Source organism: Phaeobacter sp. JH20_29 (assembly GCF_048056175.1).
Taxonomy (GTDB): Bacteria; Pseudomonadota; Alphaproteobacteria; order Rhodobacterales; family Rhodobacteraceae; genus Phaeobacter; species Phaeobacter bryozoorum.
Window position 1 is genome coordinate 161,715 of sequence record NZ_JAYMWO010000011.1, and the last position, 21,386, is coordinate 183,100.

Here is a 21,386-nt window from a genome sequence, read left to right on the forward strand (position 1 = left end):
ATCCGAGATGATTGAACTTCAAAACGTTAGCAAGAGCTTCACCCTGCACAATCAGGGCAGTGCGGTCATCCCGGTCATGGAAGGTGCAAATCTAAAGGTGGCCCCCGGAGAGTGCATTGGCCTGATAGGCGCATCCGGGGCGGGAAAATCCACTCTGATGCGGGTAATCTACGGGAATTATCTGGCGGCATCTGGCAGGGTTATGGTGGGCGGCGTGGATGTGGCGAAGGCGGCTCCGCGCGAGATCTTGGCGCTGCGCCGCGAAACGCTGGGCTATGTGAGCCAGTTCCTGAGGGTGGTGCCGCGAGTACCAACGCTCGATGTCGTGGCTGAGCCGCTTCTGTCGGTGGGCGTTGATACAGCTGCGGCGCGCGACCGGGCCGCGACCCTGCTTGCGGGATTGAACATACCGGAACGCCTGTGGCAGCTCAGCCCGACCACCTTCTCGGGTGGGGAACAGCAGCGGGTGAACATTGCTCGCGGTTTCGCCCATACCTACCCGGCGATGCTCTTGGACGAACCAACGGCGAGTCTCGATGCGCAAAACCGGGCGACCGTTCTGTCTCTGATCGAAGACGCCAAGGCGCGCGGCGCCGCCATTATCGGTATCTTCCACGATGAGGCCGCACGCGAGCAGGTCTGCGATCGTTTTGTCGATGTTTCAGCCTTTACCCCAAAGGCTGCTGCATGATCCTGGAGCCTTCGATAGCCCCTGTTATCGCTGTGGTTGGCCCCTCAGGGGTTGGCAAGGATAGCCTGATGGATGCGCTGATGGCCCGTCTGCCGGGCGTGCAGAAGCAGCGGCGCGTCATCACGCGCGCGCCGGAACTGGGTGGTGAAGACTATGAGGCGGTAAGCGAGGCCCGTTTTGCAACACTCCGTGCCGAGGAGCGGTTTGCGCTCCATTGGCAGGCGCACGGCCTGCACTATGCGATTCCACGAGAGATAGACGAGGCGCGTGGGATCGCATCGGGCGTCTTGGTGAACCTTTCGAGAAAGGTGCTCCTCGAAGCGCAGGATGTTTTTGGGGTCCTGATTGTTCTGTCTGTCACAGCCACCCCAGAGGCGCTGGCGGCGCGGTTGGCCGAGCGCGGGCGCGAGGATGGCGCTGAAGTCAGCCGCAGGCTTGCCCGCGCGGCAACGCCGTTGCCGACCGGGCTCGAGCATGTAATCGACATCGACAACAGCGGTGAACTGGACGGGGCGATCAAGGCCGCAGAAGCAGCCCTGGCCCCCTGGCTTCAGCCAGTGAGGGCATGACGATGGATCAGCTGAAAACGACCGTCGCTGCCCTCGCCGACCAGAGCCAGATCTCCAAGAACAAAGGGCGCTGGCACCAGCGGCACGAGCCGGTCCTGCAACATGCTTTCGATGGCAGGCAGTTCCGCCTTAGGCCGTTTGCCGGTCAGCGTGATGTGGAACCGGAAGCTGTCGCCGACATAGGGGTAGCCCCAGGTGAGAAGCGCCTGTTCCTGAGCGGGCGTCAGACCTCCAGTGCGGCGCCGATCCAGTTCAGCTGCCGAAGGTGGAGAGCGGAAATCGTCCAGATCCCGCACGCAGTTAAACGCAAGGCGGTTCAGCGACAGCAGATCCCCGGTCGGACAAAGGGCGAGGAAACGGCCAAGCCGTGTGAGCGTCAGCCCGTCCAGCCTAACTGGTGCCATCTCAGTTGCGAACTGCGCAAACCGCTCTGCCAGAGCGTCCGCTGTCTTGCCCTCAGCGAGCCGAAACGGCGGCTTGATGGTCGCGTGAAGCCCGTATTTGCGCGGCACGTCAGTGATTGCAGCAACGTCCAGACCGGTGTTCGGGGGATGATCCAGCGGACGCCCTTCGCAAAGGTCCCAGCCCAGCCAACTGGATGCAAATCGGCTCCATTCCGCCTGCTTGGGCGGCACATAATAGATCGCGTATCGCGTGAATGTCACAATGGCCTCCTAGGTGTGGCCCGTTCTATAGCTCAAACCGTGTGAAACTCAGATGACAGAACCTATGATCCTTGCCAATGCCACGCTCGTTCTTCCCGGAGAAACCCGCACCGGTTCCGTCACCCTGAAAGATGGGCAGATCGTGGATATCGCCGATGGCGCATCCGTACCGAATGGGGCTATTGACCTTGAGGGAGACTTTCTGTGCCCCGGTCTGATTGAGCTGCACACCGACAACTTGGAGCGACATATTCAACCGCGACCGAAGGTCGACTGGCCCCATGCCGCGGCCATTATCGCTCATGATGCCGAGCTGGCGGGAACCGGGATTACCACAGTTTTTGATGCAATGCGCGTTGGCTCGATCAAGGCGGCTGAGTCCCGCTACGGCGCCTATGCCCGTAGTCTTGCATCTGAATTGCTTGAGCTTCGCGATCAGGCGGCGCTCAAGATCAGCCATTTTCTACATCTGCGCGCCGAGGTGTGTTCTGAAACCCTGGTACAGGAGCTGAACGAATTTGGGGAGGAGGACCGGGTCGGTCTGGTGTCCCTGATGGATCACACGCCGGGACAGCGCCAGTTCCGCGACATGTCAAAGCTGGAAGCCTATGTGAAGGGCAAGCATGGCTTTGATGACGACGGCTTCCGAGCGCATGTAGCGGGACTGAAGCAAATGCGCGAGACCTATGGCGACCTGCACGAGGTCGAGGCGGTGAATGCTGCGCGCCGCTTTGGAGCGGTTCTGGCGAGCCATGATGATACAACTGCTGACCAGGTGGCGGTATCAGCCGGTCACGGCATCCATCTTGCTGAATTCCCCACCACCGTCGAGGCGGCACAGGCCTGCCATGCGCACGGCATCAAGGTGATGATGGGCGCGCCGAACCTGATCCGCGGGGGTTCGCATTCCGGCAACGTTGCGGCAAAGGAGCTTGCGGAACTAGAGCTTCTTGACGTGCTGTCCTCCGATTATGTGCCAGCGGCCCTGTTGCTGGCAGCTGCGCAGCTTGGCGATATCTGGGGTGACATGTCTCGAGGCCTCGCGACCGTCACTTCGGCACCGGCGGACGCGGTGAACCTGACGGATCGTGGACGTATCGACATCGGCAAGCGCGCAGATCTGATCCGCTTCCGAATGCGGGCAGGGGTGCCAGCCTTGTCTTCCGTCTGGTCACAAGGAAACCGCGTCGCCTAGTGCCTGCGCGGCAGGGCTGCGCCAGTCAGGCGCCATAGAACAGGTAGCGACCCGGTGGAATATCCGCCGGGCCTTGCAACTCTTCAAATCCGACCAGCGGCTGACCTGAAACGATGACCCCGCCCGGCGTCATCACTGCCGCAATGGCCGGTGACAGAGCCGCAGCCTCGGCGATGTCCCGCTCCGGGACGCCGAAACCCAGATCATAATGGGCCAGCGCTATTGGGCTGTTCTCGCCGGCCAGCTGGTCCAGCATCGGGCGCGCCTCCCCTTGGAGGAAGTCTGCTTCTGGCGGCACGCAGGAGGGATGGCACTGCAGCACCCGGTCGATGACCCGCACCCTGCGGTCAGGCAATGTTTCGCGCAGGTGGTCATAGGTGCGGCCGTTGCCCAGCCCGATATCAAGAACATCACCGCTCAGGCCACGAATTTGGTCTGCGGCCCAGTTGAGCCCATCTCGCTGCGCGGTCAGCCGACGCAGCATGGAATCCAAGCGGCTCATTCAGTTAATCCTTTCATCAAAAACCCAAGCACGCCCCGGGCCGTCCAGCAGGCGGCGTATCACATCGTTGCAGAACGTCCATGTCACATCGTCCTGCACCAGATGATGGGTCAGGATGCCATAGGGTTCGGCGACATCTGCCTGCCCCTTGCGGCGCGCTGCGAGCTGCGTGACCAGCTGTGAAAGAAGCAACGCTGGCGGTACGAGTGAGCGCGTGCCCTTCCAGTCGATCGGGTCCAGATGCGTATTGATCTGCCATAGACCCGGGGCTGCCTTGGCCCGTCGCCGAGGAGCAAAGGTCGATAGCGCGCTATAGCCGAGACCGGCCAGCCAGGGTTCAACTTCGGCGTCGATCCGGTTCCAGGGAGGGACGAACATCGGTCTTAGCCGATCGCCAAAAAGCTCACGCAGACGGGTCAGGGCGTTCTCTGCATCCTCCAGCACATCATCTATCGGTCGATGGGTGCCGAACTCGGCCTTCTTTTCACCATGCGGGGCATGGTTCTGATGCGCCCAGCCATGAACCACCGGCACCAGCGTGTCGACCTGAGCCAGCCGATTGGCAAGGGAGGAGGTTGCGTCACGTCCCACAACCGCGAGATGGGCAGGTAGCGCCAGTTGCTTCGATTGTTCGATTAGCCGGTCGAGCTGTGGTGTCGCCGCAATCGCGTCGTCATCGCGCCACCACAGCGGCAGGATCAGCCCATCCTCCTGCCACCTGGCAAGCTCTCGGTCCAAATTGGTCCAATCGGGTGTCATGAACGCTCCTTCGCCATTTCGCGGGCAATCTCTACCGTTCGGGAGGCGCCGTCAAACCGGAAGCCATCTGTTGGCCGTGCGGGTGCCGCCATAACCGCGTCAACGGCCCTGCAAAGCGCCTCCGGCGTCAGATCGGCCGAGGGTATCGCCGCGATGCCATCCAGCTGCGTGAGACTGCTGGCGCGCAGGGTCTGTTCGACCTCATTGCCCGCATCGAAGGGAACGATCACTGCGGGCACCCCTGTTTGCAACAGATCGAGCGCAGTATTGTAGCCACACATGCTGACCGAAGCGGCTGCGCCTTTTAGCATCTGCCTGAAATCTGGCCGTGCGGGTTCCAGATGTGCGAGTGTTTCGCCGTGCTCCGCCACCAGCTGGGCGATTTGCTCTGCTGCGGACGGGCCGCCCACCAGAATCCGCCAGCGTAGAGCGGGACGCAGCGCGGCGGCTTTGAGCGCGATCCGGTAAAGCGTTTCACCGACCGCGCCGCCACCGGCGCTGACAAGGATCTCGCCTTTGCCGGTTCTTTCTGGGTGCGGTGTTGGCGGGGGCGGTGCGACATATCCGGTATAGTGCAGCATTGACGAGATGGCCGGTGTGACAGGCCATGAGGCCTCCAACTGCGTGGCCTGGGGATCTGAATGAACCAGCACACCATCATAGCGTGTTGTCAGAATGGCCGCGGCGTCATCGGCCTTCTTGGGTTTCGAGGGTGGTGCCAGGATATCGCGCACGGATGCCAACACGACAGGTTGTTTCGGCAGGTCGTGAGCCGCATCGAGCAGTGCCAGAAATTCCTGCCGCAAGCTGCGCCGTCCAAAGGGGAACAACTCAGTGATGACAATATCCGGCTGGATCCGTTGAACCGTGTCGCACAGCATTTCGATCCGGCTGTCGAAATAGGCATCGTCGGCCACTTCACCGGTTGGTGTCAGCAGGCGCGAGAAACTGACGCCGTCTGATCGCAAAGGAGGCAGCTGCACGAGATCAACACCGCTATGATCAAGCTGACGCGCCGACCCGCCGCCGGAGACGACACAGGGCTGGTGTCCGGCAGCGCTGAACGCCCGGCCCAGTGTCAGGGCGCGTGACAGATGCCCAGTGCCCAACAGATGCGTGACGGCAATGAGGACTTTCATCACATGTCCCGTTTGCTGAGACGCACTGGTTCAGCGACGGGTGTGAGCCTGCCGTCAGCGTGTCGCTCCACCACGAACAACCGGTTGCGCTTGATCTGAAATGGGGCTGGCGAGTCAAAGTTCCAGCCATATGCCCGCGCCAGGATCATCCGCATGATCCCGATATGGCACACGGCCACGGTGTCCTCTGTCAACTGGGCGAGCCATGGCACGATCCTCTCCCAGACCTCCTGTGGGGTTTCGCCGCTGGGCGGGCGGTAGTCCCAGCCCCACTCCTCGATGTCGCGAAATCCGCTAGTCGGGTCGGCTCTTAGATCCTTGCCGTGCTGGCCTTCCCAGTCTCCCCAGTTCATTTCGATGAGCGCCGGGCTGGTCTGGGGGGTACGGTCTGCAACCAGCTTGGCGGTCTCGGCCGCGCGTTTCAACGGGCTCGACCAAAGCGAAGCTTGATCCCAAGGGGCAGGCAGGGCCTGCACGGCGAGTTCGGCACGTGCCGTGTCGTCCAACGGGATATCGCTGCGACCTTGAATTCGGCCGGCACGGTTCCAGTCGGTGTGGCCGTGGCGCAGGAGGGCAAGCCTGATCATGATGAAATCTCCAGCAAGGGTGAGAGCGTGGCCCACAATTTTTGTGCCGCCACCGGTGCGAGGTGTCGCGTGGCAATCCGGTCGCGGGCGCGTTTGGCCTGCCGGTTCCGCAAGGCTCCATCATCCAGCGCCCGTTCGAGCGCCCGGGCGTAGCCCGCAGCGCCGCTGTCTGTCGTTGGATTAAGGTCTGGTTCCTCCCATTGGGTGACGACATCGCACAGGCCAGGGCGATCCTGCGCCACGACAGGCACACCATGGGCCTGGGCTTCAAGATAGACCATTCCAAACGCTTCGTTGACACCGGGCCAGAGAAAAAGGGAGGCCTGTTGATAGAGCGCCTCCAATGCCTCCCGGTTCAACTCACCAAGAAATCGGACATGCTCGCCGAAGGGGCGCATCAGGGTTTCGACCTCGGGGCGGGCCGGGCCGTCGCCGACGATGTCCAACCGCCAGGGCTGGGATACCCTGGCGAGCGCATCCGCGAGCAGACGATATGAGGCGAGCTTGTCGCCCGGTCGCATCATACCGACGCTCAACAGCGGGCCGGAGTGATCGCTGGCGGTTGGCAGCGTCTTCGCTGTCAAGAACGGGGGCAGGTGGACCAGCCTCTGGTCCGCGTATCTGTCGCGCAGCAAGGTCTCGTGGTCCTGTTCGGTCAGATAGAAGATGACCGCAGCCGCATCGGCCGCCTCATGGGCTGCCCTGGCGAAATCCGACCATGGACCTTCGAGCCTTTTGTTGGCGCGTGTCGATTCTACCTGAACATAGGGGATGCCGAGACGCTCCGCGACGGCAGGGCCGATCAGATCGGGGGCCTTGTAATAGTTGTGGTAGGTAAGCCAGAGCGCAGGCCGGTCGGCCTCGGGAGTGGCGCGAATCTCGGTACAGATGCGGTCGATCTCATGTGCTGCCTTGCCGCGCAGTGTGGCTTGGTGTTCGGTGTCACCGGATCTGTCATACACCCGAAGCTCGCTGGCCAGAGTGACGGTTGCCCCAGTCCCGGCGAGTAATCCCATCAGATTGCGGGCCATCTCTCGATCACCTGAAGGCACCGGGTGGCGCGGTGACTTCATCGGCGCATAAAAGGCAATCTTGTGGCCCCGGCTCATGTCTCGCGTATCATCGTCTTCAGCCGCTCCGACAGGCGGGCGATGCCGGGGTCCATGCCAAAATCATGACGCAGTCGAACGAGTGCCGCTTCTGCCATTCGGGCGGCTTGCTCGGGATTCCGGCTCAGGGTCAGGATGGCCTCTGCCAAGGCTTCGGGGGTATCTTGGCTGAGCACGCCGTGGGTGCCATTTTCGATGAACTCCGGGATCGCAGAGACCGCGGTGGACAGGATCGGCAGGCGCTGCGACGCGGCTTCCATCAGCACGTTAGGTAGCCCGTCCCGATCACCATCGCTGGCGATGCGGCTGGGCAGGACGAATATGTCACATGCGCGCATGGCCGAGATAACCTCTGGCTGATCGCAGGCGCCGCGCCAGGTGATCCGATCGACCACGCCTAGATCCTCTGCCATGCCTCGTAGCAGGTCTTTCAGGTCGCCGCCGCCGATGTGGGTCCAGTGCCAGTCCAGCGACCTGGGCAGGAGGGCGAGCGCGGCGATCAACCGGTCGAAGCCCTTCTTCTCGACCAATCGGCCGACCGACATCAGATGCAGCGGGTCGCCCGGAGCACGCCATCTGCGCTGGGGCGGAGAGGGGAAACGCGAGAGATCCAGACCGTGATAGATCAGGTCAACCCGGTCAGTTCTGTCCGAAAGCGCTTGCAGGTGTTTCGCCCCAAACCCGGTGCAAGTGGCACCAAAGGCAGCGCCATGTGTCGCGGCTGCAAGTTTCTCTTTCAGTTCCCACTCGGGGGATGTCCAGATGTCCTTGGCATGGGCGGAAAAACTCCAGGGCAGACCGCGCATGATGGCGGCATAGCGCGCCACTGAAGACGGCGTGTGCAGGAAATGAGCATAAAGCCCGAGGACCTGCTCCGGCATTTCCGCAGCCAGGACGCAAGCCTGACCAAATCGGCGGATCCGGTTGCGGGAGGGATCGCGGCGCAGGTCCTGCCGCCAGATCCGATAGGCGGTCTGATAGCCGGGCATGGCCTGTGCCTGTTGCCGCGCGCTCCAGACACGATCAGGTTCCTGATAAAGATACTCCGGCAGGTAGTGGACCGCGGCGCTCAGCTTCTCATGTAAGGGGTGACGTTTGATATCCGTGGGATGACGAAGGGACCAGATTTCAAAACTATGGCCTGCGGCCTCCAGCGCGACCAGTTCCTGCGCGATGAACGTTTCGGACAGGCGCGGCCAACCTTTGACGATCACGGCAAGAGGCGGGCGCGACGGCGTGGTCTTGCGAGAGTTCATTCGGCGGCCTTCCCGCTGGTCTTATGCAGAAGTGCATCGACCCGGTCGGTTACATAATCGAGACCGTCCAACAACCCGTCGGGGATCGCCGCCGAGGGCGGTGGTTGGTCGGCGAGCGCACGGATCGCACGGATCATCGCCTCTGGTGTCCAGCCGTCTCGACGCTCATCCAGCATGGCCGTCAGCCCAAGTTCTTCGGCGCGGCTGGCGCGGATCCACTGCTCAAGCCTCGGGGTGGTGCGCGGTACAATGACGGCGGGTTTGTCAAAGGACAAAACCTCGCAGAACGTGTTGTAGCCGCCCATGCAGACAACGCCCTGCGCCCCGGCGAAGAGGGTTTCGATCTCGGATTCGAACCCCACTGCTGTGACGCGGCCGTTCAGAGCGGCAACACGAGTCTCGAACTCGGTTCGGGTTTCGCCCGACAGGAAGGGGCCGTAGACGAGCATGGCACGGGGTGCCAGGTTCGGGTCGCGTTCATAGGCGGTCAGGACAAGGTCGACCATCATCGCGCCATCGCCGCCGCCGCCGGGGGTGATCAGGACATATGGCTGCTCGGGAGGGGTTCCCAGCTCGCCAAGATCGCGGCGCAGATACCCGGTCCAATGCATCCGCGCCTGTGCGTCCGCGCTGAGGGGAAGCCCGGCGGTGGGATCATAGACGGAGCGGATGCCATAGACCCAGATCTCGTCATAGAATTGTTCAGTGGCGGCAACGGCATCCTTGCGGGCCCACTCGGTGGCCAGCACCTCCGGCTCATCCAGAACATCGCGCAACCCGAGGATCAGGCGTGTTTTGCCCTTGCGCTGCAGCTCTTCCAGGGTGGGCAGCAATTCGCCGCGAAACCCGGTTGGTTCCTTGTCGACGATCAGCACATCGGGGGCGTATTCCATCGCGGTAGATCGGATAAGACCTGCCCGCAGCGTGGTGGTCTCTTCAATCGACATTCCCATTGTCCGTGACGCATAGGAGCCGTCCGACCGCTTGATTACACCGGGTAGCCGCACATGGTCGACGCGTGAGGGAAAGGCGAAACGCCCGGCCACGGGAGAGCCGGTCAGGATCAGGGCCGAGGCCGACGGGTCCGCATCGGTAATCGCACCGGCCAGGGCCCTCGACCGTCGCAGATGACCCAGCCCGAAGGTATCGTGGCTGTAGAGCATGACACGGGGGCCGCGAGGGGTGCTGGAGGGTGCGTTGACTGTCATCGCTGGGCCTGCGTCTGGTACAAGGATAGGAGAGATGAAACACCGGGAAACCCAAGTCGGGAGGACGTGCAGAGATGTTCTGGACACGGGTGCCCATCCTCCGCATCAGCGGCTGTGCGTAACAGCTCGGCCAGGGTCCGCCTCAGCATAGTATCGCCTCAGGTTGCTCAGCCTGACACGCTACGGGCCAAGGCACAGATCATCGTTGCGTCAGATCCAGAACGTCGAAGGTGGCATCCTGCGCCCGTCCGCGTGGTCTGCCCTCTTGCGCTCTGTGTGATACGCTGAATTTTCTATAACGTGCAGAGGTATAAGTTGCAATCAAGCGCTTGCGAACCGCACTTTCACCACTGAAACGCCGTGCCAAGGTGCAAAGACTTGATATTTTCACCGTTTTGCGGCCTTGGTGAAGGGATGGTTCCAAAAAATCGGGTTGTTCTCATGTGGCGAATGGTATCGCAGTATCTTGTCTGTTTGACGCTGGCGCTGGTTGTGGCTGCCTTTGGTCCGGCAGCAACATGGGCGCAATCGACGTCACCTCAGGGTGGGGATGATCTAGCCAAGGCGATTGAGCAGGCAGCTGAGAGCGGCGTCGGCGTCATCATCGTTGATGGTCGCGGCCAGCTGGTTTCGCCCTCGGATGCGCAGGGTGGAACGATACCTGTTCCCGCCACGGATCAGATGGAAGGGGCCTCGGCGCTGATGAAAGCGCAATCGGAGGTGGAGCAATTCGGGGATGCCCTGAAAAGTCGTCTGGAGGCGATGCCCTATTCGATCTTTGAGGTGCAGTACATCCTGCGACAGACGAGCCCGGATGGCCGCATTATCACCTACGTGAAGGTGCTCGGCTGGAGCTTGTTTCTGCTGTTCATCGGTCGCTGGGTCTCGGTCGAGATTTACGGCAAGCGTATCGCCAAGAAACATGTGGTGTCGCGGATCAAGGAACAGCCCGAAGGCTATCAGGATAAAATGCCGTTCCTGGTCTTCCGTTTCATTATGGGGGTCGGCGGTACAATTGTAGCCATGGCGTTTGCGTTGCTGACGTCCTATCTCATCTTCGGAACTTCCGGCAATTCATCGGTGAAATTCACCGTCACCGCGATCTACACGGCGTTTTTCTTGTCGCGGACAGTTTCGGACCTGTGGCGCATGGTGCTGTCGCCTTACCTCAGCCAATACCGCATTCCTGTGTTCTCAGACCGGGACGCTCGGCGTCTGTATTTCTGGGCCTCCGGGCTGGCGACCTACGATATCTGTTCGGTGCTTTTTGCGACTTGGGTTGGCGATTTCGGGCTCAATTACAATGTATATGCGCTTGTCTATGGCGTGTTGGCATTGGTTGGCACGTTCGGCAATCTGTTGATGGTTGTGATCAATGCGCGACCCATTTCCAACGCCATACGTGCAGGCCGCGCCCCGGAAACCTGCTCCTGGCTCGTCCGGCTTCTGTCTGTTGCCTGGGCACCTGTTCTGGTGGTCTACATCATATTTGGATGGCTGGAGCTCGCGTTCGATCTGGTGTTGGAGCGCGATATGTCGCTGCCGCTCATGGCGGGCAGCTATTCGGTGCTGACCTCTATTCTGGTTGTCTACGGCCTCATCAACTATGTGATCGAACGCTTCTTCAATCGGTCGCAGCGACGGGTGCTGGTCAACGCTGCCGATGGAAGCGACGAAGACAGTGACGCAGAGACCAACGACGATGCCGAGATGCTTCCGCAACAGCAGCGGCACCCGATAGCCACTTTCGAAGATCTCGCGCGCCGCATCGCCGGTATACTGGCCTTTACCGTCGGCTTTCTCGCCATGGTCACGATCTGGAACCCCGAAGCAGCCTGGATGGAAAACTCCCGTCTGGACCGGATGAGCGATATAATCGTGATCCTGTTCATCGGTTATATTGTCTACCACATCGCCCGGATCTGGATCGACAGCAAGATCGACGAAGAGGTTGGCGACATGCCGGTTGGCGAATTAGGGGACGAGGGCGGCGCGGGCGGTGCCAGCCGGTTGGCAACCCTGTTGCCGCTGTTCCGAGGCGCGATCTTGGCGGTTGTCGTGGTCTCCATCATCCTGATCGTTCTGCTGGAACTGGGGATCAACGTCAGCCCGTTGTTCGCCGGTGCCGGTGTAGTCGGTCTGGCGGTGGGTTTTGGGTCGCAGACCCTGGTCCGGGATATCTTTTCGGGTGCCTTCTTCCTCGTGGACGACGCCTTCCGCAAAGGCGAATACATAGATATCGGCGATGTCAAAGGCACGGTCGAACGTATTTCGGTGCGATCCTTTCAGTTGCGCCATCACCTGGGAGCGTTGCACACCATTCCCTTTGGTGAGATCCGCGTGCTGACCAATTATTCCCGCGACTGGGTCATGATGAAGCTGCCGCTACGGGTGACCTATGACACCGATGTGGAAAAGGTTCGCAAACTCATCAAGAAACTGGGGCAAGAGCTGCTGGATGATCCGGTGATCGGAGACACCTTCATACAGCCGCTGAAGTCGCAGGGTGTGATTGAGATGCAGGATTCTGCAATGATCATTCGGGTCAAATTCATGACCAAGCCTGGCGACCAATGGCTGGTGCGCAAGAAGGTGTTTCAGGAAATCCGCGATCTCTTTGCGCGCGAAGGTATCAAATTTGCCCATCGCGAGGTTACCGTGCGTTTGGCTGGGGATCAGGTCGAGCAAACCCCCAAAGAGAAGCGCGATCTGGCTGTCGGGGCTGTTCAGGCGGCCATCGATGAGGATCTGATGGATGTGAACGATGGCGACGGTGACGATCGCTAGGAGATCAGCGAGGCCAGTCCGGCGCTGCTGTTCCTGATGCCGTCGCAGGCTGGACCCACTGCATCTGCGTCTTACCAACCGCCAGCGGCGCAAGCAGCCGCTGTCCGGGTCCCCAGCTTGTCTGCTCCAGTTCCGGTGAGAAGTCGCGATCGACTGCGCCCGCCAGTTCCTGGCCGGGTGCGCCGTCATCGCCATGACAGTCGGTTAGGGATGTGAGCTCATGCGCGGTGCGGGCCAGCGACAGGCGCGCATCGGCAACAGGCTCGCCTCTGCTTGCCTTGCTCAATGCCTGTAGAACTGCTGCGGCCATCAGATAACCGGTCGCGTGGTCCAGTGCCTGTACAGGGAGCGGAACCGGTTTTGCCGCTGGGTCAGATGTCGATGGAAATCCGGCGACCCATTGGCGCCCACGTTCGGCGATCCCGCTGCTCATCTGCACAAGGCTGTCAAATCCCCTGCGCTGCGCCCACGGGCCGGTCCAGCCATAGGCATTCAGGCGCACATCAATGAGGTTCGGCGCGAGTTCCTGCAGCTTTGCGGTATCATATCCCAGCCCGTCCAGCGCGCCGGGACGAAAGCCATGCACCAGAACATCGGCGTCGGCTAACAAAGTTTCAAAGCGATCACGCCCGCTGGCGGAGCGCAGATCCAATGACGCCATATGTTTGCCCAGCGAGATATCCTGAAGCACGCCGGGTTCGTCCCAGCCCGGCGGATCAATCCTGAGGACAGTAGCGCCGAAGGCGGCCAAGGTCCGGGTCGCTACGGGGCCTGCCAGCACCCGCGTGAGGTCCAGCACCCGCAGTCCCGCCAAAGGCCGAGCCCCTGTTGCCAATGGTTGCTTCCGAAGGTTGATGTGACGGGGCCGCCCCCAGGCGATCAAGGGCTCGGAACCGACTGCCTGCCCCTGTTGATGGGCCTGCCAGTCGGCATGGCTGCGCATCGCTGCCGCGACACCGCCCGCACCAACGATGGCCTGCTCCAACGTATCCGCGGATCTGCTAGCAACAGCGTCGCGTACCGCCTCCGGGGTAGGTTGGCAGCCGAGGGTCGTCAGCGCCGCGTCGCGATGATGGGGAAGGTTGGTATGAAGCCGGATCCATCCGTCGGCTGTGCGATAATCGCCGGCCAAGGGGTCCCAGAGATTGGGCATCTCCCAGCCCATGGGACGGAAGCTGTAGCGAAACCAGAGCGCAGCCCGGCGCTGATCGACGGTAACGGCCAGATCTTCGGTGTCGAGGTTCATCGCGGTCATCAGTTCGGCTAGGGCGACCCCGACCGCAGCCAGCGAGCGGTTGGCCAGTTCCGAAACAGCATAGCAGCTGGGCCAGCGAGCACCTGCGATCACGGAGTAGGTTTCAGGGTCTGGCAGCGCCTGCATTGGGCTCTCCTTTCGCGGGTCAGTTGATCACCGGGGGGCTATTGCTGGTAGGGATCCAGGCTGTCGCGCAATCCGTCCCCGAGGAAATTGAATGCAAGCACAACAATGATGATCGGAAGCATGGGAATGGCGGTCCATGGGTAAATCTCGATCGAAGCAAGATTTTGCGCGTCGTTCAGCATGACGCCCCAACTAACGGCCGGGGCGCGCAAACCGAGGCCAAGGAACGAGAGCGCCGTTTCACCAAGGATCATCGCCGGGATCGACAGGGCAGCAGAGGCGATAAGATGTGACATGAAATTCGGCAGCAGGTGTTTGCGTATCACCCGCCCCGAGGACGCTCCCATCATTTCTGCAGCGCGGACGTATTCTTCTTCGCGCAGGGATAGGAACTTCGCTCTGACGGAGCGCGCCAGTCCGGGCCAGTCAAGAATGCCCAGAATGATTGAGATGACAAAGAACACCGCGACTGGCGACCAGTTGGATGGCACAGCGGCGGAGAGCGCCAGCCACAGCGGCAGTTCAGGCAGCGAGCGCAGGATTTCGATCATCCGGTTGATCATCCAGTCCAGCTTGCCGCCGAAGTATCCCGCGAGGGAGCCAAAGAATATCCCCAGCACAAAGGAGACGGTGATGCCAATCAGACCCACGGTGAGTGACAGCTGGGCGCCATAAAGAATACGGCTGAAGACATCCCGGCCCAGCCGGTCGGATCCCCAGATAAACAGAGTTGCGCCTTCGGGGGGGCAGAACAGATGGGTGTCGGAGGGGAACAGCCCGGCAATCTTGTAGGTTGCACCCTCGCAGAAGTATCGCAGCGGTTGCGGGTTTTCCAGATCTGGCTTGAAGACCCATTGAAAGGTTTCGAGATCCGCCTCCGAGGTCATCGGATAGATAAACGGCGCGCGCAGCTTGCCCTCATGGAACAGGTTTATGGATTGAGGCGGCGAGTAGATATGCTCGCTGTCGCGCTCATTCGGGCCGTAGGGCGCTATGAAGCCGATGACAGGAAGCAGCAGGTAGCAGACCAGCAGGAAGATACCCGAGGTGAGGCCCAGTTTGTGCGTTTTGAACTTGCGCCAGATCAACACCCAATTGGGGGCGTCGAGATCCTTGCGCTCCAGCTCTTGCAGGGCCGTATTGGGATCATAGGGCGCGGTATCGACGTAGCGATTGTCGGGTTGGGTGCTCATCGCTTGCGCTCCTCATAGCGGATGCGGGGATCGAGCATCACCAGCAAGACATCGGAAATCATGGTCCCGATCAGGGTGAGCAGTGCGACGAACATCAAGACGAATCCGCTCAGGAACATATCTTGTGTTTTGAGTGCGGTGAGTAGGGTAGGCCCAATGGTCTGCAGGCCCAGAACAACGGAGACCAGAACCGAGCCGGAGATCATGGCTGGCAGCAGGTTGCCAATGTCCGCAACAAAGGGGTTGAAGGCCACACGCAGCGGATATTTTGTCAACATCCGGGCCGGTGCCATCCCCTTTGCTATCGCGGTTTCCACATAGGGTTTGCCGAGTTCATCCAGCATATTGGCCCGCAGCCGCTGCATCATGGCCGAGGCGCCGGAGGTTCCGATCACGAAGGTTGGCACAATCAGGTGGATCAGAATGGATTTCACCTTTTCCCATGTCATCGGCTCTCCCTCATAGGCGGGATCCATCAGGCCACCGATTGGCAGATCGAAATATTTATGCCCATAATAGAACAGGATAAGCGCCAGCAGAAAGTTCGGCGTTGCGAGCCCGAGGTATCCAACAAAGGCAGAGGTATAGTCGACCCAGGTGCGAGAGCGCGCTGCCGCCAGGACCCCCAGCGGAAGTGCAACGAGGTAGACGAACAGCACTGCTGCTACATTGACCAGAACGGTGAGCCAGAGGCTCTCACCGACGATCTCGGCAACCGGGCGGTCAAATTCGAAAGACCAGCCAAAATTGCCCTGTATCATCCCGGAGAACCCATGCGGGCCCGGCATGAACCCCATCCAGATCATGTACTGCTGCCACAGCGGGCGATCCAGCGCATATTCCTTGCGAAGGAATTCCGCCTTGTCCACGCCGGACGACTGGCCGGAGGCTCGCAGCTCCGCGATCTGGTTGGACAGGTAGTCACCGGGGGGCAGGTTGATGATGACGAAGATCAGCACTGATACCACAAGCAGCGTCAGCAACATGGTTCCAAAGCGATAGATGGCGTAGCGCAGGATCTCCATCTGGTCGTGGTCCCTTAGCCTTTGCCGTCTTCGAAGAAGAACTCATCCGGGCGGTAGATGCCAAAATGGGCGCCCGGATCCCAGGCCCAGGTGCCTTTTTTCGGCACATTGCGCAGACGATTGCTGACAACAACAGGTTGCGGGGCCGCAGCGACCAGACCGATTGCATAGACTTCATCAGCGTGGATCTTCAGCATTTCCTGCCAGACCTTGGTGCGGGTTTCGTCCGTTGTTGCGGCTTCCCAGGCGTGCCAGAGTTCCATCAGTCGCTGGGCGGGTTCGAGGTCCGGTGCCTCCCCAACGTCACCTCCGGTCTGATGGTATTGGCCCCATTTCGGCCAAGACAGAAACACCTGATCGGTCGGTGCCAGATAAGCAGGCGAGGTATAGGTTTGCGGCAGCCCGTTGTCCCAGCCATACCAGACCGAGGCCATTGTGGTGCCGGAAAACACCCGGTTGCGCAGGATGTCTCGATCAAGGGGCCGCATCACCAGTTTGACGCCAACATCGCGCCAGTCATCGGAGATGATCTGTAGCGCGTTTTCTACCTCCTGACGTTCGCCGGCGGTCTCCACGACAAGTTCCATGGGGCGGCCATCGGGCAGTTTACGGATGCCATAGCTGTCACGCTCGCTCAGCCCGGCTTGGTCCAGAAGCTGGTTTGCCAGCTCGGGGTCATATTGAGCCCAGGCCTCGCGCAGGGCGGGATCAAAGAAGGGGCTGGCCTCAAGCACCGTCATCGCCCCCGGCTTTGCCAGTTTGAAATAGAGCGCCTTGTTGATGCCGGCCCGGTTGATCGCGACAGAGAGGGCCCGGCGTACACGCGTGTCGCGCAGCACCTGGCGCCATTGGTCGTCGTTTACGTTGAGATTTGGATAGATGGCGATCTGAGAAGCAGTTCCATTGCCCCAGAGATAGGTCTTGTAGGCGGCGCCATCGCTCTCTCCCTTGCGCAGGATCGGAATATCGCGAAAGCCAAGTCCACGGGCTTGCAGGTCCGCTTCGCCAGCATTGGTCTTGGCGGCGACCAGGCCGCCTGCCACGATTTCCATCTCGACCGTGTCGATATAGGGCAGCTGCACGCCCTTGCTGTCGACACGATGGTAATAAGGATTGCGCACGAAGAGATGCCGGATCTTCTTGCCCGAGGTTGCATTGATCCAAGGCTGCAAAGTCGGCAATTCGTGGTTGTCGAACTTATACATATTGTCGAGCTTGTTGTGCAGGGCGGCCCAGCTCTTGACCCGGGCATAGTCCACTTCCTCAGCGAGTTTTTCGGGGTCGGCGTAATCGGCATGAAACTGTTTCAGATAGGCCGATGGGCGATAGATGAAGGGTGGGCTGGCCTGCGCAAGACTGTGCAGGAAACTGGGATTGGGGGCAGCCCATTCGTAGATGATGGTTGTTTCATCAGGAAAACTGACGGTTGGCAGCGCCCCATCCACCCGCAGATAATCCGGGGCGCCAGTAGGGTTGAGCAGCAGGTTATTGGCGACGTCTTTCCACCAGTATTCAAAATCGGCAGAGGTGAAGGGATCACCATTTGACCAGCGGTGACCCGGACGCAGTTTCAAGGTGAAGCGGCGATTATCCTCAACCTCGAAATCCAGCAGGATGTCTGGCTGTAGCTGATAGGTCTCGTCATAGCCCGCCAGTCGGGCGTAGCCGTACACCACCATCTGCCGGATGTCCTTGGACCGCGTCACCATGGTGTTGAGCGTGCCGCCCTGGACCCCGAACTGACGGCCCTTGGCTTCCAGATCGACGATCAACGGGACCTCGGGCACTCGTTCGGCGACAGGCGGCAGGTCGCCGGACTGCACCTCCTGTTCCCAAAATCCGCTTTCGATCAGTTGTGCGGGCGTGGCGAGGGCCGTCGAGGCCATTGCCAGACTGAGGGCATGGGCCAGAACCGCTCCAGTTGCGAGGGTCTTCAGGGATGAGCGCAGATTAAACATGACAACGTACCTTATGTCCGGGCTCCACTTGTACCAAAGGCGGTGCCGTGATGCCGGAGAATTTGAAACGGTCTGGCCAGCTGTCGGGCGATCCGGCGCCCTGTGCTACCAATTTGAGATTGATCGGGCGCTTGATGCTCGGTTCCGGCTGCGCAGCAATCAGTGCCTTGGTGTATGGATGCTGAGGATTGTAAAACAGCGTTTCAGGCGGCGCCTGTTCTACCACCATACCACGGCGCATTACAGCGACCTCATCGGCGATGCGTGCCACCACAGCCAGGTCGTGGCTGATAAAGAGATAGGACAGTTGCTGCTGATCGCGGATGTCCTCCAGCAGTCGCAGGATCTGTTCCTGGACCGAGACGTCCAGGGCCGATGTCGGCTCATCGCAGACGATCAGCGATGGATCGAGCATCAGCGCGCGGGCGATCGACAGGCGTTGGCGCTGACCGCCCGAGAACGCATGTGGATAGCGAAGCAGCATTTCAGGTTGCAGGCCCACCAGCCGCAACATCTCTTCGGCGCGATCCCGGCGGCTGCTGCGATTGCCCAAACCGTGGATCTCCAGAGGTTCCGTCATGGCATCCTGAACACGCATCCGCGGCGACAGCGATGAATAGGGGTCCTGAAACACCATCTGGGCGGCTCGTTGAAACGCCGTCCGGCTGCTGCGGTCCATGTCATGAACAGAAATCGGTGCGGCATCTGCTGCGGGTCTGAACAAGACTTCCCCGCCGGGGTCGGGGGCTTCGGCGCCAAGCGCAATACGTGCGGCTGTTGTCTTTCCCGAACCGCTTTCGCCGACGATTGCCAGCGTCTTGCCGCGCGGGAGCGCTAGATTCAGCTCTTTGCAGGCATGAATAAGGGTGGGCGCAGACCAGCCTTTGCCAGCCCGCAACGCGTATGTCTTGGAAATGTTGCGCAGTTCAAGGATCAGATCGTCCTGCGGCACAGGGGAGACGGGTTCTGGTGTCTCGGGGATCTGCGGGGCCGCCCTGAACAAAGCCTGAGTGTAGGGATGCGCGGGCGCGCCAAGGACAGCTTCGGCACTGCCGGATTCCATGACGCGGCCTTTGTGCATGACGACGACCTGCTCTGCCATATTGGCGACAACACCCAGATCGTGGGTCACCAGGATCATCGCCATGCCGGTATCGCGCTGGAGGTCTTTCATCAGGCCCAGTACCTGTGCCTGGGTGGTTACGTCCAGCGCCGTCGTCGGTTCGTCCGCGATCAAAAGATCAGGCTTGGCGACCATCGCCATCGCAATCATCGCGCGCTGACGCATCCCGCCGGACAGCTCAAAAGGATAGGATTTATAGGTGCGCTCAGGATCCGGGAAGCCCACCCGTTCAAAACAGGTCAAGACCTCGCGCTTGGCGGCGCTTTCGCTCTTGCCACCATGCAGCCAGAGTACTTCGGCAACCTGATTGCCGATCCTGTGCAGTGGCGAAAGAGAGCGCATCGGCTCCTGAAAGATCATTGCGATTTCATTGCCGCGAACGTCTCGCATCTGCCGCTCGCCCAGCGTGCGCAGATCCCGTTCGCCACCGCCGTTGGCGCCACGCCACAAGATCCGGCCCTGCCTGATCTGCGCGGCCTTCGGCAGGATCCGCAGGACAGCACGACAGGTCACGGTTTTGCCCGAGCCGCTTTCTCCGACAAGCGCAACGGTTTCACCTGCGGAGACGGAAAAATTCACGTCTCTCACAACCGGGTCACCCTGGCCAAATCCGATACTGAGGTTCTCGACAGACAGCAGAGGCGTCATTTAGCCTAAGCCGCCAAGCCGTTGCGGCGCTTGCATAGCGGTTCCATATCCCCTGTTTTTTTCGCCCACTGTCGCGCGCCACTGGGGCAATAGTCAAATCCCATTTCCATACCCTAAAGATTGATGCCAAAAAATTGAGTGCGCGCGAGCAGCCCAGGCTCGTGCAAAAGCGCAGAGACGCATAGCTTCCGGATGCTACACATTCGCGACAATCTCTGTCACAGCTGTCGCAACTTGCGGCCTTAGTGCTGCCACGGTCATCTAAGGGAGAATGTCATGAACGCGCAGAATACCACCACACGGCTTGATCTGTTTATCGACCGGATGGTGTCGCAGCGGGCCTGTCTGGATGCGGCTATTGCGCAGACCGCGGGCCGGACAGAGCCGGTGTTTGAACTGGGGTTAGGCAATGGCCGTACCTTTCACCACATGCGCGAACGCATTCGTGATCGTGACGTCTATGTATTCGAGCGCGCCGTCGCCTCGCATCCCGACAGCACGCCAGCGGAACATCTGACCATCCTTGGTGACGTTCGTGAAACACTGCCCGCAGCCGCAGACCGGTTTTCGGGAGGCGCCAGCCTGATCCACGCCGACCTGGGCGGGCATGACCGCGAAAAGAACGACGCCTTCGCGAGGATGATCTCGCCTCTGGTCGAGCCGCTTCTGGCGGTGGGCGGCCTTATGGTGTCCTCAGACCGGATGTATTTCGACTCGCTGGTGGAACAGCCTTTGCCAGCGGGGGCGGTTCCGGGGCGGTGTTTCATCTATTGCCGTGTGAGCTGATCCGCGCGTGTCAGCTGCGGTTGCGACGTCGGGTTTGACTGGCGCCGTGGCCTTCCGGCGACCTAGGCTGCTTGAGACGTTCCGAAACGCAGATGAGAGGCCGCACTATGATATTTTACGATTGCAGCACCGCCCCCAACCCCAGACGAGCGCGGATGTTCATCGCAGAAAAGAGGCTGGAGATCGAGACGCGCGACATTTCGATTGCAAAGGGCGAACAATTGTCTGAGGCGTTTCGGGCGGTCAATCCGCAGGCGACGCTGCCGGTTCTGGTGACGGATGACGGGCTGACCTTGACTGAGAACCTGGGGATTGCGGCCTATCTGGAGGCGCTCCACCCGGAACCGCCATTGATGGGGCGCACTCCGGCGGAAAAAGGGCAAGTCCTGATGTGGCATGCGATAGTAGAGGCGCAGGGCGGACTGCCGATCGCCGAAGCGCTGCGAAACAGCCACCCGGCCTTTGCCCACCGGGCCATTCCTGGCCCCGAAGATCATGCTCAGATTCCAGAGTTGGCAGAACGAGGTCTTGCCCGAACTGCGCGGTTTTTCGATCTGCTGGAGGCGCGCTTGCAGCAAAGCGTCTTTGTCGCTTTGGACGATCTGACCCTGGCCGACATTGCCGCCTTTGTTTTTGTCGACTTCGCCCGGGTCATTAAGATGCGTATCCCGGCAGACAATACTGCGACCCGCGCGTGGTACGATAGGATCGCCGAGCGCCCAAGCGCCCGATTGTGAGAACACTTGTAGGACCGGATGGACAGCCTGTACAAACAGCGGCAAGTTGTGCGGGCAGATCATTCGTG

The 21,386-nt window shown here is 60.7% G+C and carries 19 protein-coding genes; 6 read left to right on the plus strand and 13 right to left on the minus strand.

Annotated features, from left to right (window positions below):
- Nucleotides 1-7: 7 nt before the first annotated feature.
- Together phnL and phnN are read left to right on the plus strand one after the other, a co-directional pair.
- The gene (gene phnL, locus VWZ85_RS08315; RefSeq protein ID WP_340544373.1) at nt 8-691 is read left to right on the plus strand and encodes a phosphonate C-P lyase system protein PhnL; all 684 of its coding nucleotides are present in this window, start codon (nt 8-10) and stop codon (nt 689-691) included.
- Complete coding sequence (gene phnN / locus VWZ85_RS08320; RefSeq protein ID WP_416587786.1) at nt 688-1,260, plus strand: phosphonate metabolism protein/1,5-bisphosphokinase (PRPP-forming) PhnN; 573 nt, start codon at nt 688-690, stop codon at nt 1,258-1,260. Before phnL ends, phnN begins: the two co-directional genes overlap by 4 nt.
- On the opposite strand, the gene VWZ85_RS08325 is transcribed toward phnN, so the two are convergent.
- Entirely contained in the window at nt 1,242-1,925 is a 684-nt protein-coding gene (locus tag VWZ85_RS08325; protein ID WP_416587788.1) for a DUF1045 domain-containing protein, read from the minus strand. The genes phnN and VWZ85_RS08325 overlap by 19 nt on opposite strands.
- A 52-nt stretch (nt 1,926-1,977) precedes the next feature.
- Between VWZ85_RS08325 and VWZ85_RS08330 the strand changes: the two genes are divergently transcribed.
- The gene (locus tag VWZ85_RS08330) at nt 1,978-3,120 is read left to right on the plus strand and encodes an alpha-D-ribose 1-methylphosphonate 5-triphosphate diphosphatase (protein WP_416540687.1); all 1,143 of its coding nucleotides are present in this window, start codon (nt 1,978-1,980) and stop codon (nt 3,118-3,120) included.
- 25 nt (nt 3,121-3,145) lie between these two features.
- On the opposite strand, the gene VWZ85_RS08335 is transcribed toward VWZ85_RS08330, so the two are convergent.
- Genes VWZ85_RS08335 through VWZ85_RS08365 form a run of 7 tightly spaced genes read right to left on the minus strand, consistent with a single transcriptional unit; the run spans nt 3,146 to nt 9,680 of the window.
- Nucleotides 3,146-3,622 carry a class I SAM-dependent methyltransferase gene (locus VWZ85_RS08335; RefSeq protein ID WP_416587790.1) on the minus strand — a complete coding sequence of 159 codons (477 nt, stop codon included), beginning with the start codon at nt 3,620-3,622 and terminating at the stop codon, nt 3,146-3,148.
- The gene (locus VWZ85_RS08340) at nt 3,623-4,381 is read right to left on the minus strand and encodes a polysaccharide deacetylase family protein (protein ID WP_416587792.1); all 759 of its coding nucleotides are present in this window, start codon (nt 4,379-4,381) and stop codon (nt 3,623-3,625) included.
- Nucleotides 4,378-5,520: a glycosyltransferase family protein gene (locus tag VWZ85_RS08345; protein WP_416587794.1), complete on the minus strand. Its 1,143-nt coding sequence runs from the start codon at nt 5,518-5,520 to the stop codon at nt 4,378-4,380. Before VWZ85_RS08345 ends, VWZ85_RS08340 begins: the two co-directional genes overlap by 4 nt.
- Entirely contained in the window at nt 5,520-6,107 is a 588-nt protein-coding gene (locus VWZ85_RS08350; RefSeq protein ID WP_416587795.1) for a histidine phosphatase family protein, read from the minus strand. Before VWZ85_RS08350 ends, VWZ85_RS08345 begins: the two co-directional genes overlap by 1 nt.
- Complete coding sequence (locus VWZ85_RS08355) at nt 6,104-7,216, minus strand: glycosyltransferase family 4 protein (RefSeq protein ID WP_416543324.1); 1,113 nt, start codon at nt 7,214-7,216, stop codon at nt 6,104-6,106. Before VWZ85_RS08355 ends, VWZ85_RS08350 begins: the two co-directional genes overlap by 4 nt.
- Complete coding sequence (locus VWZ85_RS08360) at nt 7,213-8,472, minus strand: glycosyltransferase family 4 protein (protein ID WP_416587798.1); 1,260 nt, start codon at nt 8,470-8,472, stop codon at nt 7,213-7,215. The genes VWZ85_RS08355 and VWZ85_RS08360 overlap by 4 nt, the downstream gene beginning before the upstream one ends.
- Nucleotides 8,469-9,680 carry a glycosyltransferase family protein gene (locus tag VWZ85_RS08365; protein ID WP_340544386.1) on the minus strand — a complete coding sequence of 404 codons (1,212 nt, stop codon included), beginning with the start codon at nt 9,678-9,680 and terminating at the stop codon, nt 8,469-8,471. The genes VWZ85_RS08360 and VWZ85_RS08365 overlap by 4 nt, the downstream gene beginning before the upstream one ends.
- Before the next feature lie 441 nt (nt 9,681-10,121).
- Between VWZ85_RS08365 and VWZ85_RS08370 the strand changes: the two genes are divergently transcribed.
- Nucleotides 10,122-12,467, plus strand: a complete 2,346-nt coding sequence (locus tag VWZ85_RS08370) for a mechanosensitive ion channel domain-containing protein (protein ID WP_416536498.1) — start codon at nt 10,122-10,124, stop codon at nt 12,465-12,467.
- A gap of 4 nt (nt 12,468-12,471) precedes the next feature.
- Here VWZ85_RS08370 and VWZ85_RS08375 read toward each other — a convergent pair whose 3' ends face one another.
- Genes VWZ85_RS08375 through VWZ85_RS08395 form a run of 5 tightly spaced genes read right to left on the minus strand, consistent with a single transcriptional unit; the run spans nt 12,472 to nt 19,795 of the window.
- Nucleotides 12,472-13,848 (minus strand): CoA transferase, encoded by a 1,377-nt coding sequence (locus VWZ85_RS08375; protein ID WP_416587801.1) that lies wholly within the window; start codon nt 13,846-13,848, stop codon nt 12,472-12,474.
- A 38-nt stretch (nt 13,849-13,886) separates the two neighbouring features.
- Entirely contained in the window at nt 13,887-15,041 is a 1,155-nt protein-coding gene (locus VWZ85_RS08380) for an ABC transporter permease (protein ID WP_416545498.1), read from the minus strand.
- The gene (locus VWZ85_RS08385) at nt 15,038-16,066 is read right to left on the minus strand and encodes an ABC transporter permease (protein ID WP_340544391.1); all 1,029 of its coding nucleotides are present in this window, start codon (nt 16,064-16,066) and stop codon (nt 15,038-15,040) included. The genes VWZ85_RS08380 and VWZ85_RS08385 overlap by 4 nt, the downstream gene beginning before the upstream one ends.
- Before the next feature lie 14 nt (nt 16,067-16,080).
- Nucleotides 16,081-18,024, minus strand: a complete 1,944-nt coding sequence (locus VWZ85_RS08390; protein WP_416537230.1) for an ABC transporter substrate-binding protein — start codon at nt 18,022-18,024, stop codon at nt 16,081-16,083.
- Nucleotides 18,017-19,795 (minus strand): ABC transporter ATP-binding protein, encoded by a 1,779-nt coding sequence (locus VWZ85_RS08395; RefSeq protein WP_340544393.1) that lies wholly within the window; start codon nt 19,793-19,795, stop codon nt 18,017-18,019. Before VWZ85_RS08395 ends, VWZ85_RS08390 begins: the two co-directional genes overlap by 8 nt.
- A gap of 276 nt (nt 19,796-20,071) precedes the next feature.
- Between VWZ85_RS08395 and VWZ85_RS08400 the strand changes: the two genes are divergently transcribed.
- Nucleotides 20,072-20,581 carry a class I SAM-dependent methyltransferase gene (locus VWZ85_RS08400; protein ID WP_416537232.1) on the plus strand — a complete coding sequence of 170 codons (510 nt, stop codon included), beginning with the start codon at nt 20,072-20,074 and terminating at the stop codon, nt 20,579-20,581.
- Between the two features lie 107 nt (nt 20,582-20,688).
- A complete protein-coding gene (locus tag VWZ85_RS08405; protein WP_416587802.1) occupies nt 20,689-21,318 on the plus strand; it encodes a glutathione S-transferase family protein in 630 nt (209 codons plus the stop codon).
- The last annotated feature ends 68 nt before the right edge of the window (nt 21,319-21,386 follow it).